Annotated in this window: 14 protein-coding genes; 8 read left to right on the top strand and 6 right to left on the bottom strand. The window is 60.7% G+C overall.

The features are described from left to right. Window positions 1–75: 75 nt before the first annotated feature. The 6 genes from accC to acuI form a co-directional block, all read right to left on the bottom strand. Complete coding sequence (accC, locus tag EHO01S_RS10775) at window positions 76–1,425, bottom strand: acetyl-CoA carboxylase biotin carboxylase subunit (protein WP_024523951.1); 1,350 nt, start codon at window positions 1,423–1,425, stop codon at window positions 76–78. 10 nt (window positions 1,426–1,435) lie between these two features. Then, window positions 1,436–1,903, bottom strand: a complete 468-nt coding sequence (gene accB / locus EHO01S_RS10770; RefSeq protein ID WP_024523950.1) for an acetyl-CoA carboxylase biotin carboxyl carrier protein — start codon at window positions 1,901–1,903, stop codon at window positions 1,436–1,438. Window positions 1,904–1,982: 79 nt separating this feature from the next. Next, window positions 1,983–2,435, bottom strand: a complete 453-nt coding sequence (gene aroQ / locus EHO01S_RS10765) for a type II 3-dehydroquinate dehydratase (protein WP_024523949.1) — start codon at window positions 2,433–2,435, stop codon at window positions 1,983–1,985. Window positions 2,436–2,676: 241 nt separating this feature from the next. Continuing rightward, on the bottom strand, window positions 2,677–3,276 hold the full coding sequence (gene msrQ / locus EHO01S_RS10760; protein WP_024523948.1) for a protein-methionine-sulfoxide reductase heme-binding subunit MsrQ: 600 nt from the start codon (window positions 3,274–3,276) through the stop codon (window positions 2,677–2,679). Further along, a complete protein-coding gene (gene msrP / locus EHO01S_RS10755; protein WP_024523947.1) occupies window positions 3,276–4,277 on the bottom strand; it encodes a protein-methionine-sulfoxide reductase catalytic subunit MsrP in 1,002 nt (333 codons plus the stop codon). Before msrP ends, msrQ begins: the two co-directional genes overlap by 1 nt. A gap of 121 nt (window positions 4,278–4,398) precedes the next feature. After that, a complete protein-coding gene (acuI, locus tag EHO01S_RS10750) occupies window positions 4,399–5,376 on the bottom strand; it encodes an acrylyl-CoA reductase (NADPH) (RefSeq protein WP_024523946.1) in 978 nt (325 codons plus the stop codon). A 464-nt stretch (window positions 5,377–5,840) separates the two neighbouring features. Between acuI and csrD the strand changes: the two genes are divergently transcribed. From csrD to nit1, 8 genes are all read left to right on the top strand, one after another. Beyond that, window positions 5,841–7,736 carry an RNase E specificity factor CsrD gene (gene csrD, locus EHO01S_RS10745; protein WP_024523945.1) on the top strand — a complete coding sequence of 632 codons (1,896 nt, stop codon included), beginning with the start codon at window positions 5,841–5,843 and terminating at the stop codon, window positions 7,734–7,736. A gap of 472 nt (window positions 7,737–8,208) precedes the next feature. After that, on the top strand, window positions 8,209–9,252 hold the full coding sequence (mreB, locus tag EHO01S_RS10740; RefSeq protein ID WP_005289819.1) for a rod shape-determining protein MreB: 1,044 nt from the start codon (window positions 8,209–8,211) through the stop codon (window positions 9,250–9,252). Between the two features lie 142 nt (window positions 9,253–9,394). Continuing rightward, window positions 9,395–10,453, top strand: a complete 1,059-nt coding sequence (mreC, locus tag EHO01S_RS10735; RefSeq protein WP_024523944.1) for a rod shape-determining protein MreC — start codon at window positions 9,395–9,397, stop codon at window positions 10,451–10,453. Further along, window positions 10,453–10,941 (top strand): rod shape-determining protein MreD, encoded by a 489-nt coding sequence (mreD, locus tag EHO01S_RS10730; protein ID WP_024523943.1) that lies wholly within the window; start codon window positions 10,453–10,455, stop codon window positions 10,939–10,941. The genes mreC and mreD overlap by 1 nt, the downstream gene beginning before the upstream one ends. A 35-nt stretch (window positions 10,942–10,976) precedes the next feature. Next, window positions 10,977–11,552 (top strand): Maf family protein, encoded by a 576-nt coding sequence (locus tag EHO01S_RS17595; protein WP_035370494.1) that lies wholly within the window; start codon window positions 10,977–10,979, stop codon window positions 11,550–11,552. A gap of 7 nt (window positions 11,553–11,559) precedes the next feature. After that, a complete protein-coding gene (gene rng, locus EHO01S_RS10720; RefSeq protein WP_024523942.1) occupies window positions 11,560–13,029 on the top strand; it encodes a ribonuclease G in 1,470 nt (489 codons plus the stop codon). Between the two features lie 59 nt (window positions 13,030–13,088). Further along, window positions 13,089–16,880, top strand: coding sequence for an AsmA2 domain-containing protein YhdP (gene yhdP, locus EHO01S_RS10715; RefSeq protein ID WP_024523941.1), 3,792 nt, complete (start codon window positions 13,089–13,091; stop codon window positions 16,878–16,880). After that, window positions 16,877–17,719: a deaminated glutathione amidase gene (nit1, locus tag EHO01S_RS10710; protein WP_024523940.1), complete on the top strand. Its 843-nt coding sequence runs from the start codon at window positions 16,877–16,879 to the stop codon at window positions 17,717–17,719. The genes yhdP and nit1 overlap by 4 nt, the downstream gene beginning before the upstream one ends. The last annotated feature ends 3 nt before the right edge of the window (window positions 17,720–17,722 follow it).

The raw sequence follows: 17,722 nt of genomic DNA, 5'->3' as shown, positions 1-17,722 counted from the left end.
GCAGCGTCGGCTTAGCACCAGGAAAGCAAAAGGCCGGTTGCCCGGCCTTTGAGGAGTGTGCCATACGGACGGCGATTACTTGTCCTGTAGGCCCAGTTTCTTCTCCAGGTAGTGGATGTTGGTGCCACCGGCCTGGAAATTCGCGTCGTTCATGATCGACTGTTGCAGCTCGATGTTGGTCTTGATGCCATCAATGATCAACTCCGCCAACGCATTTCGCATGCGGGCGATGGCCACGTCGCGGTTCTCACCGTAGCAGATCAGTTTACCGATCATGGAGTCATAGTACGGCGGTACGGTATAACCGGCGTAGATGTGGGACTCCCAACGCACCCCGAAGCCACCCGGCGCATGGAAGCGGGTGATCTTGCCCGGACTGGGCAGGAAGGTCTTGGGATCTTCGGCATTGATGCGACACTCGACCGCGTGGCCGCGTACCTGCACCTCGTGCTGTTTGATCGACAGCGGTTGACCAGCGGCAATGCGTAGCTGTTCTTTGATCAGATCGACGCCAGTGATCATCTCGGTGACCGGGTGTTCGACCTGAATACGGGTGTTCATCTCGATAAAGTAGAACTCACCGTTTTCGAACAGAAACTCAAAGGTTCCCGCGCCGCGGTAGCCGATGTCGACACAGGCCTTGGCGCAGCGCTCGCCGATATAGCGACGCAGCTCCGGCGTGATGCCTGGTGCCGGTGCCTCTTCCACCACTTTCTGGTGGCGGCGCTGCATGGAGCAGTCGCGCTCGGCCAGATAGATAGCGTTGCCTTGGCCATCGGCCAGCACCTGGATCTCGATATGACGTGGATTCTCCAGGTACTTCTCCATGTAGACCATGTCGTTGTTGAAGGCTGCCTTGGCCTCTGCCTTGGTCATCAGGATGGATTGCGCCAGATCCTTGTCGCCTCGTACGACACGCATGCCACGGCCGCCGCCGCCGCCGGAGGCCTTGATGATCACCGGGTAGCCGATGCGCTTGGCGATGGCGCGGTTTTTCTCCATGTCATCATCCAACGGCCCATCGGAGCCCGGTACGCACGGCACGCCGGCTTTCTTCATTGCGTTGATGGCGGAGACCTTGTCCCCCATCAGGCGAATGGTTTCCGCCTTGGGGCCGATGAAGATAAAACCGGAACGCTCCACCTGCTCGGCGAAGTCGGCGTTTTCAGACAGGAACCCATATCCCGGGTGGATCGCCACCGCGCCAGTGATCTCCGCCGCGGAGATGATAGCCGGAATATTGAGGTAACTTTTAACGGACTGCGCCGGGCCGATGCAGATGGTTTCGTCCGCCAGCAGTACGTGTTTCAGATCGCGATCCGCCGTGGAGTGCACCGCTACGGTCTTGATCCCCAGCTCCTTACAGGCGCGCAGGATCCGCAGGGCGATTTCACCACGGTTAGCGATAACAATTTTATCTAGCATGTTCGCCCCGTTATTCGATGATGACCAGCGGCTCGTCGAATTCAACTGGTTGACCGTTTTCGACCAGGATCGCCTTCACTACACCGGATTTGTCGGCTTCGATCTGGTTCATCATTTTCATCGCTTCAACGATGCACAGCGGATCGCCGGCATTAACCTGCTGACCGACTTCGACAAACGCCTTGGCTTCCGGGCTCGGCGTACGGTAGAAGGTACCGACCATCGGAGAACGGACGACATGGCCGCTCAGGGCCGCATTACCGTTGTCGGCTGGCGTTACCGCCGCAGCCGGAGCCGCTGCCGCCGGTGCCGGCTGCGGCGCAGGGGCGGCGGCGTAGAACGGTTGCATGGCTGGCATGCTGGCCATCGCCGGGGCACGACTGATGCGTACTGACTCTTCACCTTCCGAGATTTCCAGCTCAGCGATGCCGGACTCTTCAACCAGTTCGATCAGTTTCTTGATTTTACGAATATCCATGTGTGATTCCGTACTCGTTGTTGTTACGAAGATTGTGGATGCACGCCGCGCACGGCGGCAGACAGGCGCACACTCCGGTTTAGCGTGATGCCGTCAGGCGGTTAACCGCCGCCTGTAGGGCATATTCATACCCCTCGGCACCCAGGCCGCAAATGACTCCCACGGCGACATCCGACAGATAGGAATGGTGACGGAACGGCTCGCGGGCATGCACGTTGGACAGGTGGATCTCAATAAACGGGATCTGCACCGCCAGCAGGGCATCGCGCAGCGCTACGCTGGTATGGGTAAACGCTGCCGGGTTAATCAAAATAAAATCGGTATTGCCGAAGGCGGCATGGATCTGGGCGATCAGTTCATGCTCCGCGTTGGACTGCACATGGCGCAGCTGCACGCCGAGCGTCTGTGCTCGTTGATCCAAGCGTGCCGTAATCTGCGCCAGCGTCTGGCTGCCGTATTTTTCCGGCTCGCGTACGCCTAGCATATTCAGATTGGGACCGTTGAGAAGCAAAATGTTGAACTTGTTGGCCATTGTGCTGCCATCTCCGGCAATCAGACGAATTTTGCCAAAATAACCCGATGTCGCCGCCTTGTCACTCTTTCTCTGCTAATTTGTGGCATCGATCGACATACAAGGTCGGGCATTATAATGATTTCGGTTCAATTCGCAGCTGAATACTGGTCGAATCAGCGAAGATATGCAACCCGCCTCGCTGGCGGGCGCGTCAGCACAGTAGCGATTAGATACTAAAAATCGCTGCAAGTTCCATTGGTTATCGCCACCATTGGCGGATTTTTTGATAACGCAATGCTAACAAGATCAGCGCGCCGAGTGCGTAAAAAAACGGCGGCGGAGAGAGGGTCTTGAGCGACCAGAGATAGTGGATCGGCGCGGCGATCGCCACCAGATAGATCAGATTGTGCAAGCGTTGCCAACGCGCACCCAGCGCCGACATGGCTCGCCGGGTCGAGGTGAGTGTTAGCGCCAACAGGATCAACCAGGCTGCCAGTCCCAGCGTGAGGTAAGGGCGGCGCAACAGTTCGCTGCCCAGGAGCCTCAGGTTGCCGCCCAGCTCCAGCATCAGGTAGCTCAGTAGATGCAGACTGGCCCAGGCGAAGCACCACAACCCTAACAGGCGTCGGGTGCGCATCAGCGCGGGCTGATGACCAAGGCGTGCCAGGGGGGAAACCAGCAGGGTCGCCAGCAGCAGCTTCAGTGCCATCAACCCGGTAAAATGTTGGATGTCCTTGGCCGGATCGGCGCTGAGCCACCCCTGTGACGCCGCCAGCGGCAGCCACAGCAGCGGCAGGGTGGCAGCCAGCCAGATGGCGATCTTTAGCCAGGTAATGTGAGACGTACTCAGCCGCTTCATCAATAGAACTTCCTCAGATCCATGCCTTGGTATAATGCGGCGACCTGTTCGCCATAGCCGTTAAACGGTAACGTCGGCTGGCGTTTGACGTCCAATAGGCCACCGCTGCCGATGAAGCGTTCGCTGGCCTGAGACCAGCGCGGGTGGTCCACCTGCGGGTTGACGTTGGCGTAGAAGCCATACTCGTTCGGGGCGAGCTGATTCCAGGTGGTGGGCGGCGCATTCTCTACCAGGCGGATATGAACGATGGACTTGATGCTCTTGAAGCCATACTTCCACGGCACCGTCAGGCGGATAGGCGCGCCGTTTTGCGGCGCTAAGCCCTTGCCGTAGACGCCGACGCTGAGCAGGGTCAACGGATGCATGGCCTCGTCCATGCGTAGCCCCTCAATATAGGGATATTTCAGCCCACCGCCGATAAAGCGATCCTTCTGACCCGGCATCTGCTCGGGGTCGTACAGGGTGGTGAACGCGACATAGCGAGCCCGGCTGGTGGGCTCGGCCTGGCGTAGCAGGTGTCCTAGTTCGAAGCCGACCCAGGGGATCACCATCGACCAGGCCTCCACGCAGCGCATACGGTAGATGCGCTCCTCTAACGGGAAGCGGCGCAGGATATCATCCATATCCAGGGTCATCGGCTTGGCCACCTCGCCGTCGATGGTGACTTTCCAGCCCGCGGTACGCAACGACCCGGCATTGGCCGCCGGATCAGCCTTATCCAGACCGAATTCATAGAAGTTATTGTAACCGCTGACCTTATCCTCGGGGGTCAAGGGAAGATCGGCCTGCCAGGCAGCGGGGCGGGTAAAGGTCAAGGGATCGCCCGGCGGTGCTGGGGGACGATCGTTGCCCTTAAACCAAGATAATAAATTGGCTTGGGCTAGGGGAGTTAAGGCCAGCGCCGCGCTACTAATACCGAGCGCCTTTAACACGCGGCGGCGCTGAAAGAAGAGCGCTTCCGGGGTGACATCGCTGTCGCGCAGTTTCGGGTATCGGGCCATATTCGACTCCTTGGTGATGAGGGGGATGATGACATCATGGCAGGAAATAGCGCGGAGGCGGGGAGTATCACAAAATTGTTATAGTTACGCGCGGCGGGCTCGCCACCGCGCGTTGGCGCCGTTAGCGCAAACGTACCAAGGTACGGCCGGTGATGCGGTTAGCCAACAGATCGGCCGCCGCTGGGATCGCCTGCTCCAGCGTGATCTCGTGGGCGCACTGTTGGTAGAAGCGCTCCGGCAAGAGTGCCGCCAGACGCTGCCAGGCGAGGGTGCGGCGCTTGGGCGAAGCCATCACCGAGTCCACCCCCTGTAGACGGACATTGCGCAGAATAAACGGCATCACGGTGGTGGGCAGGGTGAAGCCGCCGGCCAGCCCGCAGGCCGCGACAGTGCTGTTGCTATCCATTTGCGCCAGTACCTTGGCCAGGATCTCGCCGCCGACGGTATCGATAGCGCCAGCCCACAGTTGTTTCTCCAGCGGGCGTGCCGGTGTCTGGAACGCCGCGCGTGCCAGGACGCGTTCGGCGCCGAGCGCCAACAGATAGTCGTGGTTCTCCTCGCGCCCGCTGACGGCGACCACGCGGTAACCCAGTTGGCTGAGTAGGGCGACGGCGGTGCTGCCGACCCCGCCACTGGCTCCGGTGACCAGCACTTCGCCGCGCTCCGGGGTGACGCCACCTTCTTCCAGGGCCAGCACGCACAGCATGGCGGTGAAACCTGCGGTGCCGATGATCATCGCCTGACGACCATCTAGCCCTTGCGGTAACGGCAACAGCCAGTCAGCCGGCACTCGGGCCTGCTGTGCCAGCCCGCCCCAATGATGTTCGCCGACGCCCCAGCCGGTCAACAACACCGCCTGGCCGGGGACGAAACGGGCATCGCTGCTCTGGTTGACGACGCCGGCAAAGTCGATGCCGGGGACCATCGGAAACTGGCGGACGATCTTACCCTTACCGGTAATGGCTAGCGCATCCTTATAGTTCAGGCTCGACCAATCGACGTCGACCAGCACCTCGCCCGCCGGGAGATCATCGCTGCGCAGGTTTTGGATATGGGCGAGGGTTTGGCCGTCGCGTTGTTCGAGTAGCAATGCTTTCATGGTGGCATCCTGTTGATAAAGTGGCTCAATGCCGCCCAGTGCAGAGGAGGGCGACGCAGCTTATTCTATACCAGTAATCGGCCCCCGCCCGCTATGGCCGTGATCTCACCTGTGCGTGACCTGGGAACATCCCCCACCGGGCAGCACGCGCGACCCGTGCCACGCCTCACCCTGATTAATTGAGATAGTTTATTGTTTTTAAATGTATTTCTAATGATTACATCCGCTATGAATGCGTGCGTTGGCAAAACCGCGGCTCAGTCAGGCCGGTTATGACGACGATGATAGGCGCGCGCGGCCATTTGTAGTAAAAGTAGAAATGAAGTCGGCTAAAATAATTCGTAGAAATGATACTATGCCTGCGCGACGCGAGGTGTGGGGGCGCCGTTCCGGCCAGTGTCGGGCGGTAGTGCATCGTCAGGCGGAATGGGCCGCGATGTGTAACGGATCGGGTAGGGACAGGGATGCGTATTACGACCAAACTCTTTGCCTTCATTACCTTGCTGGTGGCGCTGGGCATGTTCCTCATGCTGTTGGGCAGCACCTATAGCTTTTATAACCAGACGCACCAACGCGCCGAGACACAACTCAACATCCTGACGGCAATGATCGATCAACAGTTGTTGGTCGAGTCTCCCGACAGCGTCAAGCGCTGGCTGCCGGTGATGATGCGCTCGGCAGGCGCGGTCGAACTGGCGGTCTACCATGATGATCGTCAGGTCTACGCTCACCATCTGCCGGCACTCTACCGCGCCTGGCATACACGCGATAATCTGCGTCATTTCGAGGCCCCGCTGCTGCAACATCCGGGCTACCGTCTGAAGATGGTGTATATCGAACCAACAGCCAGCTATAGCCATTCGTTAGAGCGTATGTTCCCGCTTTCGCTTTCCATTGCCATCATGGTGATCATGCTGGTGTTTGCCTACCGTTGGCTGCGTGGGCAGATGCAGGGGGTCGAGCGTCTGGAGCGGCGCTCCCGCCGTATCCTCGCCGGTGAACGCGATCTCAGTGCCATTGGCAGCCTGAACGAGTTGCCGGCCAGTGCCAGTAGCGCCCTGGACCGGCTATTATGGGAACTGGCCGAGGCGCGCGAGGAGCGCAGCCGCATCGACTCGTTGATCCGCGCCTTCGCTGCGCAGGACTCGCGTACCGGGTTGAATAACCGCCTGTTCTTCGACAATCAGCTCACGACGCTGTTGGAAGATGAGGCCGCGCATGGCGTGGTGATGATCCTGCGCCTGCCCGATCTGGAGGCGTTAGCCGATCAGCCGGGGCGGCGCGAGCGTGAGGAGTTCCGCTACGCGCTGACCAATATGCTGTCGACCTATGTGATGCGCTATCCCTCCGGCCTGCTGGCGCATTACTTCCAAAATAATTTCGCCGTGTTGTTACCGCACCGTTCGCAGAAGGAGGCGGAGGGGTTCGCTGCCCAACTGTTGGCCTCGCTGGCCGCTATTCCCGCGGCGCCGGGTGTGATCGCCGATGAGGTGCTGCATATCGGCATCACGCTTTACCGCGCCGGCGAGCAGGTCGAGGCGGTGATGGATCGCGCCGAGCAGGCGGCGCGTAACGCTAGCCTGCAAGGCGGCAACGGCTGGTATGTCGATCCCATTCCGCAGCCGGAATTGGTGCGTGGCAGCGTGCGCTGGCGCACGCTGCTGGAGCAGACGCTGGCGCGTGGGGGCGCGCGTCTGTTCCATAAACCGGCGGTGACGGTAGCCGGCGCGGTGCATCACCACTATATTTTGCCGTTTATCTACGACGGTAATCAGCCGATCCCCAGCGCTGAGTTTATGCCGCTGGTGCAGCAACTCGGCCTGGCGGAACGCTTCGATCGTCAGATGGTGAGTCAGATTATTCCGTTGTTGCGTCGCTTACCGGGGCAAAGGCTGGCCTTTCCGTTGACGGTTGACTCATTATTACAGCGCAGCTTCCAGCGTTGGCTGCGCGATACCCTGTTGCAGAGCGAGCGCGCATTGCGTCGGCGCATCCTGATCGAGCTGAATGAGGCCGATGTCTGTGCTCATCAGGCGCGCCTAGCCCCCATCCTGCGCCTGCTGCGTGGCCTCGATTGCCAATTGGTGGTGGCGCAGGCGGGGTTACGCATCGTCAGCACCACCTACATCAAGCAGTTGCAGGTGGCGTTGATCAAGCTGCACCCGGCGTTGGTCCGCAACATCGACCAGCGCATCGAAAACCAGTTGTTTGTACAAAGTATCACCGGTGCCTGCGAAGGCACCTTGGCTCAGGTCTTCGCCACCGGGGTACGGAGTCACGAGGAGTGGCGAGTGCTACAGGAGAAAGGGATCGCCGGTGGGCAGGGCGATTTTTTTGCAAAATCGCGACCGGTTCTCTAGTTGGAAAAAATATTGTGACGGATAATGAATTGGCCTTTTTGTCAGGAAAAATTCACGTAGAATAGCGTGCAATCTATGCTTATACGGTTGGTAGGCGCTTACGCTTCGTCGAGACGGTCTCCCGTCGGCGGCGCAATGAATTCAGCGTGCGTCTATCATTTTTTGCCGTCGTGATAGACATTATCTGTGATGAATTGTTATGCGCTGTGTTGTAGCCGGGAACGGAAGCGTGGTGCGATAACGTGGCGATGCGGAGTGTTTTGCCGTGTGGCGACTGGCGGGTGTGCGTCAGTGCCGCCTCCCTCTTCCGCTGTGGTGCCATGCTCATGAGCACCCTAATCTGTTGAATGGTAAACATGGTGTGATTTTTCACCGGAGCAGGACGTTTTTGCGCCTTGTCGCTGTTCCGCGTGGTTGGTAAAGTAAGCGGATTTTATTTTTCGCCTCCAGCTTTCAGGATTATCCTTCAGTTATGTTTAAAAAATTTCGTGGCATGTTTTCCAATGACTTGTCCATCGACCTGGGTACTGCCAATACCCTGATTTATGTAAAAGGACAAGGCATTGTTTTGAATGAACCTTCGGTGGTCGCCATTCGCCAGGACCGCGCGGGTTCTCCGAAAAGCGTTGCCGCCGTGGGACATGAGGCCAAGCAGATGCTCGGTCGTACGCCGGGCAATATCGCCGCCATTCGTCCGATGAAGGATGGGGTGATCGCCGACTTCTTCGTGACCGAGAAGATGCTGCAATACTTCATCAAACAGGTACATAGCAACAGCTTTATGCGGCCAAGTCCGCGTGTGCTGGTGTGTGTACCGGTGGGGGCTACCCAGGTTGAGCGCCGCGCCATTCGTGAGTCTGCCCAGGGCGCCGGTGCACGCGAGGTGTTCCTGATCGAAGAGCCGATGGCGGCGGCGATCGGCGCTGGCTTGCCGGTTTCCGAGGCGACCGGCTCGATGGTGGTGGATATCGGTGGCGGTACCACTGAAGTGGCGGTGATTTCCCTGAACGGCGTGGTGTACTCCTCCTCTGTGCGCATCGGTGGGGATCGCTTCGACGAGGCGATCATTAACTACGTGCGGCGTAACTACGGCTCACTGATCGGTGAAGCGACGGCCGAGCGTATCAAACATGAGATCGGCTCTGCCTATCCCGGCGACGAGGTACGTGAGATCGAGGTCCGCGGCCGTAACCTGGCTGAAGGGGTGCCACGTGGCTTCACGCTGAACTCCAACGAGATCCTGGAAGCGTTGCAAGAGCCGTTGACCGGCATTGTCAGCGCGGTGATGGTGGCGCTGGAGCAGTGCCCGCCGGAACTGGCCTCCGATATCTCCGAGCGCGGTATGGTCCTGACTGGCGGCGGCGCGCTGCTGCGTAACCTGGATCGTCTGCTGATGGAAGAGACCGGCATTCCGGTGGTGGTGGCCGAAGATCCGTTGACCTGTGTGGCGCGCGGTGGTGGCAAGGCGTTGGAAATGATCGACATGCATGGCGGTGATCTGTTCAGCGAAGAGTAATTCCTCTGCGGCGAAGGCATTGCATCGCCGTGGATGAGACGAATGCCGGGCACCGGGCGGAGAGGCTCTCCGCCCGGTGTTCGCGTATCGCGCGATCGCTACATGCACGGCGCGGCGCCGACGTCGAGGATAACGCAAATTTATGAAGCCGATATTCAGCAGAGGACCCTCTCTGCAACTACGACTTTTTCTGGCGGTGGTGGCGGCGGTAGGATTAGTGGTGGCTGACAGCCGACTCGGCATGTTTCAGCAGATCCGTACCTATCTCGATACCTCCGTGAGTCCGTTCTATTATCTGTCCAACGCTCCCCGTCAGCTCCTGGATACGCTCTCTAACACCTTCGCCACTCGCGAACAGTTGGCGCTGGAGAACCGGGCGCTACGCCAAGAACTCTTATTAAAAAATAGCGACTTGTTGTTACAGGGGCAGTTGAAGCAAGAGAATGCGCGTCTGCGCGAGCTGCTGGGCTCGCCGTTGCGCCAAGACGAACACAAGATGGTCACTCAGGTGATCTCGACCCTGCCTGATCCCTACAGCGATCAGGTGGTGATCGACAAGGGCAGCAACAGCGGTGTCTACTTTGGTCAGCCGGTGATCAGCGACAAGGGCGTGGTCGGCCAAGTGGTGGCCGTTGGTAAGGCAACCAGCCGCGTCTTGCTGATCTGTAACGCCGCCCATGCGTTGCCGATCCAGGTTTTGCGTAATGATATCCGTGTGTTGGCTGCGGGCAACGGCTGTAGCGACGATCTGCAACTGGAGCACCTGCCGGCCAACACCGATATCCGCGTCGGCGACGTGCTGGTGACCTCCGGCTTGGGGGGCCGTTTCCCGGAAGGCTATCCGGTGGCGGTGGTTTCGTCGGTGAAAGTGGATAATCAACGTGCCTACACGGTGATCAAGGCGCGCTCGACCGCCGGGCTACAGCGCCTGCGCTATCTGTTGTTGCTGTGGAGCGGCGATCGCGAGGGCAGCGTGCCCCTACCGCCGGATGCGGTGCAGCGGGTCGCCAACGAACGGCTGATGCAGATGATGCCGCAGGTCTTGCCGGCGCCTGCCGTCATGGGGCCGCCGGCACCGGGCAGTAGCACGCCGGCGACGCCGAGCACGCCGAAGACGGTCGAGGCCGCGGTGCAACCGGCGGCATCGACGCCCTCCGTCGCGCCCAAGGTGACGCCGCGTCGTAGTCAGGAGGGGCGTTGATGGGCGGTTATCGTAGTCATGGTCGTTGGATTATCTGGCTGTTCTTCTTGCTGGCCTATGTGTTGCAGATCATGCCCTGGCCAGACAATATCGCCATGTTCCGTCCGAACTGGCTGGCGCTGTTCCTGATCTATTGGACGATGGCGCTGCCGCATCGGGTCAACGTCGGCACCGGTTTCTTGTTGGGGCTGGTGTGGGATCTGATCCTGGGCTCGACCCTGGGGATCCGGGCATTGGCCTTCAGCCTGCTGGCCTATCTGGTGGCCTTCAAGTTCCAGTTACTGCGCAACATGGCGCTGTGGCAGCAGGCCTTGATGGTGATGGTCTTAACCGCGGCGATGGAGGCAGTGATTTTCTGGGGCGAGTTTGTCGTCGCCAATGCCAGCTTCCGTCCCGAGGTGTGGTGGAGTAGCGTGGTCAATGGGTTACTGTGGCCGTGGCTATTTTTATTGATGCGTAAGGTGCGTCGCCAATTCGCCGTGCAATGAAGTGGCGGCGCTAGACACAGGACTCTCGAAAGCGTATGTGTGAGATTTATCTGGCCTCGGGATCGCCCCGGCGGCGCGAGTTGTTGACCCTGATGGCGATCCCCTTCGAGCGCCTGAGTTGTGCGGTGGAGGAGCAGCGCCAGCCGGGCGAAGCGCCGCTGGCCTATGTCCGCCGCCTGGCGCGCGACAAGGCGCAAGCCGGGGTCGGCACCGCCCCGCAAGATCGGCCGGTGCTGGGGGCCGATACCATCGTAGTGCTCGACGGTGAGGTACTGGAAAAGCCGCGGGATCCGGCCCATGCGGCAGCGATGCTGCGTCGCCTGTCCGGACGTCGTCACCAGGTGATCACCGCGCTGGCGCTGGCCGACCGGCGTCATTGCCTCGACCACTACGTGGTGACCGAGGTGACTTTCTGCCCGCTGAGCGACGCAGACATCGCCGCCTACGTGGCCAGCGGCGAGCCGTTGGATAAGGCTGGCGCCTACGGCATCCAGGGTAAGGGCGGCTGCTTCGTGCAGGCGATCAACGGCAGTTATCATGCCGTAATGGGGCTACCGTTGGTCGAGACTCGTGAACTGCTGGCACGCTTTATGGCGTTAAGGGAGGAGTAGAAAGAGCATGACGACTGAATTGTTGGTGAACGTTACGCCATCGGAGACGCGGGTGGCCTACATCGATGGCGGCATCCTGCAAGAGATCCACATCGAACGCGAGGCGAAGCGCGGCATTGTCGGCAATATATACAAAGGGCGTGTGAGCCGGGTACTGCCCGGCATGCAGGCGGCCTTTGTAGATATTGGTCTGGAGAAGGCAGCTTTTCTACATGCATCCGATATCATGCCGCATACCGAATGTGTCGCCGGCGATGAACAGAAGAACTTCCATGTGCGCGACATCGCCGAGCTGGTGCGTCAGGGGCAGGATCTGATGGTGCAGGTGGTGAAAGATCCGCTCGGCACCAAGGGCGCGCGCCTGACCACCGATATCACCCTGCCGTCGCGCTACCTGGTGTTTATGCCGGGCGCCAGTCATGTCGGCGTGTCGCAGCGCATCGAGAGCGAAGCGGAGCGCGAGCGGCTGAAGGCCATCGTCGCCCCGCACTGTGACGAGCTGGGCGGCTTTATCATCCGTACCGCGGCGGAGGGTGCCGACGACGAGGAGTTGGCACAGGACGCCGCCTTCCTCAAGCGCCTGTGGATCAAGGTGATGGAGCGTAAGCGGCGTAATCAGACCAAGTGCATGTTGTATGGTGAGTTGGCGCTGGCTCAGCGGGTGTTGCGCGACTTCGCCGGGGCTTCGCTGGATCGCATTCGAGTCGACTCGCGCCTGACCTATGATCTGCTGCAAGACTTCACCCAGGAATACATGCCGGAGATCACGCCCTGTCTCGACCTGTACACGGGCAAGCAGCCGATCTTCGACATGTATGACGTGGAGAACGAGATCCAGCGGGCGTTGGAGCGGCGGGTGGAGCTGAAATCGGGCGGCTATCTGATCATCGATCAGACCGAGGCGATGACCACTATCGACATCAATACCGGCGCCTTCGTCGGCCATCGCAACTTGGATGAGACGATTTTCAATACCAACGTCGAGGCGACACAAGCCATCGCCCGCCAACTGCGTCTGCGCAACCTGGGTGGGATCATCATCATCGACTTTATCGATATGAATAGCGAAGATCACCGTCGGCGAGTGCTGCACTCCCTGGAGCAGGCCCTGAGCAAAGATCGGGCAAAAACCAGCATCAACGGTTTTTCGCAGCTAGGCTTGGTAGAGATGACGCGTAAACGCACGCGCGAGAGCATCGAGCATGTGCTGTGTGGTGAGTGCCCGACGTGTCATGGCCGCGGTACGGTGAAGACGGTGGAGACGGTGTGCTATGAGGTGTTACGCGAGATCGTCCGCGTGCATCACGCCTACGACAGCGATCGTTTCCTGGTCTACGCCTCCCCGGCGGTAGGCGAGGCGCTAAAGAGTGAAGAGTCCCACGCCCTGGCCGAAGTGGAACTGTTCGTCGGGAAGCAAGTTAAGGTACAGATCGAGCCACTCTATAGCCAAGAGCAGTTCGATGTGGTGATGATGTAACGCGGCACCGGCTTAGGGGCCTTGCCCCATAGGATGAGTTGGAAGGATAGGAGAACGCTGTGAGGCGACTGCCCGGTTACCTGCTGGTAACGCTGGCGACCTTGATCGTCTTGGTCGCCCTGCTGGTGAGTGGGCTGCGCTTACTGCTGCCACACCTCGATCGGCTGCGCCCACAGATCGCCGAGCAACTCAGTCAGTTGACCGGCGCATCGTCGACCATTGGCGCCTTACAGGCCAGCTGGCAATCCTTTGGCCCGACCCTGGAGGTGCGCGATCTGGCGATGCACGGCCGCGCCGGGCAACTCAAGGTGCGGCGCGTAACGCTGGCGTTGGATGTGTGGCAATCGCTGCTGCATGCCCGGCTTCAGTTCCGCGATCTCACCTTCTATCAACTTCAGGCGGTCACCGACCGCCCACTGGCGCGTGAGCAAGGTCATGGTGGATTGCAAGGCGATGAGCTGAGCGACATCTTCCTGCGCCAGTTCGACCACTTCACTCTGCGCGATAGCCGCCTGAGTTTCCCTTCACCGTCGGGGACTCAGCTGCAACTGACCATTCCCCAGTTGACCTGGCTGAATGGCCCCGAGCGCCATCGCGCCGAGGGCGAAGTCAGCTTTACCACGCCACAGGGCCAGCATGGCACCCTACAGGTGCGTATGGATCTGCGTGATAAGAACGGCTTGCTCAGCGATGGCGAACTCTACTTGCAGGCGCAACAGATCGATTTGTCCCCCTGGCTGAGCCGCTGGGTTAACCGTAATACCGGGGTGAATGGTGCCGACTTCAGCCTGGAGGCTTGGCTGACCATCCATCAGGGCGAGACGCAGGCGGCGCAGATCCGGCTGCAAGAGGGACAGGTGGGCTGGCAAGCCGCCGGTCAGCGCCACCGTTTGACCGTCGATGATCTGACCTTGCGCGCCGCGCGTACTCCGGAGGGATGGCGCCTGGATGTTCCGCGACTCAATCTGGCGACAGACGGCCACCCCTGGCCGGCGGGACGCCTGAGCCTGCTTTACCTGCCACCGGGGGCGCCGGGCCGCGGAGATGAATTGCGTTTGCGTGCCACCGATCTGCAACTGGCCCGCATTACACCGTTGCTGTCGACCCTGAACTTACTCTCGCCAGCCCTGGTACAACCGTTACAGGCGTTGCAGCCACAGGGAACGATTACCCGTCTAGGGCTAGACATTCCGCTGCGTCAGCCGGATCGCAGCCGAGTACTGGCTGATTGGCATGATCTCAGTTGGCAGCCTTGGCAATGGCTGCCCGGCATCGACCATTTCAGTGGTTCGCTGCGCGGTAGTGGGCAAGACGCCCGCCTGCGCTTTAGGTTGAACGACAGTACCCTGCCCTATGCCGCCTTGTTCCGCGCGCCGCTGGCGGTGGCGCAGGCGACGGGGGTGGTCAACTTCCAGCGCGATAGCGCCGGGTGGACGCTGAGCGGTCAGGATCTCGACCTACAGGCGCGCGCCCTGTGGACGCACGGCGGCTTCCGTTACCATCAACCCGCGACCGGGCGTCCCCTGCTCAGCATTCTGGCGGGTATTCGTCTGACGGATGCCCGCCAGGCGTGGCGCTACTTCCCCGAGCCGTTGATGGGGACGGCGCTGACCGATTACCTGAGCGCGGCACTGGAGGGGGGACAGGTCGACAACGCCACCCTGCTGTACGATGGCGATCCACACCAGTTTCCCTATGCGCAGCATGAGGGGCAGTTCCAGGTGTATGTGCCGCTGCGCCAGGCGACCTTCCGCTTCCAGCCGGACTGGGCACCGTTGACCGACCTGACCATCGATCTCGATTTCCTTAACGATGGGCTATGGATGTTCGCGCCGTCGGCCCACCTTGGCGCGGCGCGCGGCAGCAACATCCACGCCGATATTCCGCGTTATGCCGAGGAGCGGCTGCTGATCAACGCCGAGGTCGCTGGCAGCGGCAAGGCGGTACATGACTACTTTATGCAATCGCCGCTGAAGGACTCGGTCGGCGCCACGCTGGGCGAGTTGCAGGTCGGTGGTGCGGTCAACGGCAGCCTGCGTCTGGCGATCCCGCTCGATGGGGGCGTCACGCATGCCAGCGGCGAGGTGCGGCTGCGTAACAACCGTCTGTTTATCAAGCCGCTGGGCAGTGCGATGCAGGCGGTCAGCGGTCGCTTCCGTTTCGACGACGATCGCCTACAGAGTGACACGTTGAGCGCTCAGTGGCTGGGGCAACCGCTCAACGTGCAGTTCTCGACCACGCCGCAGCCCAAGCAGTACCAAGTGACGGTGGATCTGAACGGTGATTGGCTGCCTGCCCGTCTGCCTTGGCTGCCGGCGGGGGTGGCGGAGCACCTACAGGGGAGCGCCCCCTGGCAAGGGAAGGTGGCTATCACCTTGCCGGATCGCGGCACCAGCCGTTATCAGGTGGCGATCGACGCCAATCTGGGCGGGGTAGGGAGCACGCTGCCTGCCCCGCTGAGTAAGCGGGTGGCTACGCCTCAGACGCTGAAGGTGAATGTTGAGGGCGGCCTGGATGACTTTCTGCTCGACGGCAGTCTGGGGCGCGACGATCGTTTCGCCGCCCGAATTCGGCTTGGGGCGCTGGGGCCGGCGTTGGAGAGCCTGAGTTGGGTGCGCCAGCCAGGCCTGGCGCCCACCCTGGAGGCCGACGAAGCGCGTTTGCAACTGCCGGCGTTGGACGGCGCCGAATGGTTGGCCCTGCTGGCGGCACCGCTTGCCAGCCAACTGGATAGCCATAGCGTGTTACGTTTACCGGCCCGTCTAACCCTGACCACCCCACAGTTACATCTGGCCGGGCAGGTGTGGCACCAGCTGCAACTGCGCCTCGCTCGTCAGGGCGAGACGACGCATCTCCAGGTCGATGCTCAGGAGGTGCGCGCGACGGCGACGCTGGCGAACAAACGATTGGCGGCGGCGTTCGACTTTCTCTATTACAATCCTCAACCCGCGACCCGAGGGCTGGCGACGTCCGGCGCAGAGGCGACATTGCCCGGCGTGAATCGTCCGGCCTTGTTCGCCGACTGGCCGGCGATGCAGCTACGTTGCCACGCCTGTTGGTTTATGGGCCAGAATCTGGGACGAGTCACGGCCGATCTGCGCGTCGTAGGCGACACCCTACAGCTTACGGATGGCTTGCTCGACAGCGGCAATACACGGTTAACCCTACATGGGCGCTGGCAACAGCGCGCGGGGCACGATCAGAGCTGGCTGACAGGCAGCGTCAAGGGCGCCAATCTGACGGATAGCGCCGATTTCTTTGGTTTGACGCTACCGCTGCAACAGGCGCCGTTTAACGGACAATTCGATCTCAACTGGCAGGGGACGCCGTGGCAACCGCGCATCGCCAGCGTGAACGGTACGCTCCATGCCAGCCTGGGCAAAGGGGTGATCGAGAGCATGGATACGGGACATGCCGGGCAGTTGCTGCGCCTGGTGAGTTTCGATGCCTTGCTACGTAAGCTGCGACTGGATTTTCGCGATACCTTCGGCGCCGGCTTCTACTTCGATGGGATTAAGGGCAGCGCCACCCTGAACAACGGCGTGATGTCGACCGATGATCTGCTGGTTGATGGCCTGTCGGCCGATGTGGCGATGAGTGGCTCGGTGGATCTGGTTCAGCGCCGCATCGATATGCAGGCGGTGATCGCGCCGGAGCTGTCGGCCACCGTCGGGGTGGCGACGGCCTTCGCCGTCAACCCGGTGGTCGGGGCGGCGGTCTTCGCCGCCTCAAAAGTGCTGGCGCCATTGTGGAATAAGATATCGCTGATACGCTACAACATAAGCGGCGGGCTCGACAGCCCGACGATCCATGAAGTGTTACGTCAGCCGAAGAAGGAGAAGGCTCCATGAGGAATGCCAACGTCGCCTTATTGCAACTGTGTAGCGGTGAAAACAGTCGTGCCAACTTGGCCCAGATCGAGCAACAGCTCAAGCAGTTGAACGGCGCGATCAAGCTGGTGTTGACTCCGGAGAATGCATTGCTGTTTAGCGATGCAGCCGGTTATCGCCAGCACGCCGAGCGCGAGGGCGACGGGCCACTTCAGGAGGCGGTGCGCGATCTGGCGCGCCGCTACGGGGTCTGGCTGTTGGTCGGCTCTATGCCGTTGCTGGCGGATGAGGCTGCCGGCGGCATCACCGCCAGTAGTCTACTGTTCGACGACAGCGGAGCGCTGCGTGCCCGCTATGATAAGCTGCATCTGTTCGACGTCGATGTGCGTGATAGCCACCGCCATTACCGTGAATCCGACATCTACCGTTATGGCGAGCGGTTGGCGGTGGTCGATACACCGGTCGGCCGACTGGGAATGACCATCTGCTACGATCTGCGTTTCCCCGGCCTGTTTCAGGCGCTGCGCGCGCAGGGCGCCGAACTGATCTCGGTTCCGGCCGCTTTCACCCGCGTCACCGGTGAGGCGCACTGGGAGGTGCTGCTGCGCGCCCGGGCGATCGAGAACCAGTGCTATATTCTGGCGCCGGCCCAGGTCGGTAGCCATGGCGCCACGCGGCGCACCTGGGGCCACAGCATGGCGGTGGATGGTTGGGGCAGCGTGCTCCAGCAAAATGCCGATGCGGTGCGCCCGTTGAAGATTAAAGTGAATACCGACTCGCTGGCGGCGCTGCGTGGTCAGATGCCGCTGGCGCAACATAATCGATTCCAGCCTGAGCTGATCCACCTTCACCAAGGGTAAAAA

It is taken from the genome of Edwardsiella hoshinae NBRC 105699 = ATCC 33379, from assembly GCF_000474215.1.
Taxonomy (GTDB): Bacteria; Pseudomonadota; Gammaproteobacteria; order Enterobacterales; family Enterobacteriaceae; genus Edwardsiella; species Edwardsiella hoshinae.
This window is presented reverse-complemented; position numbering and strand designations above follow the sequence as displayed.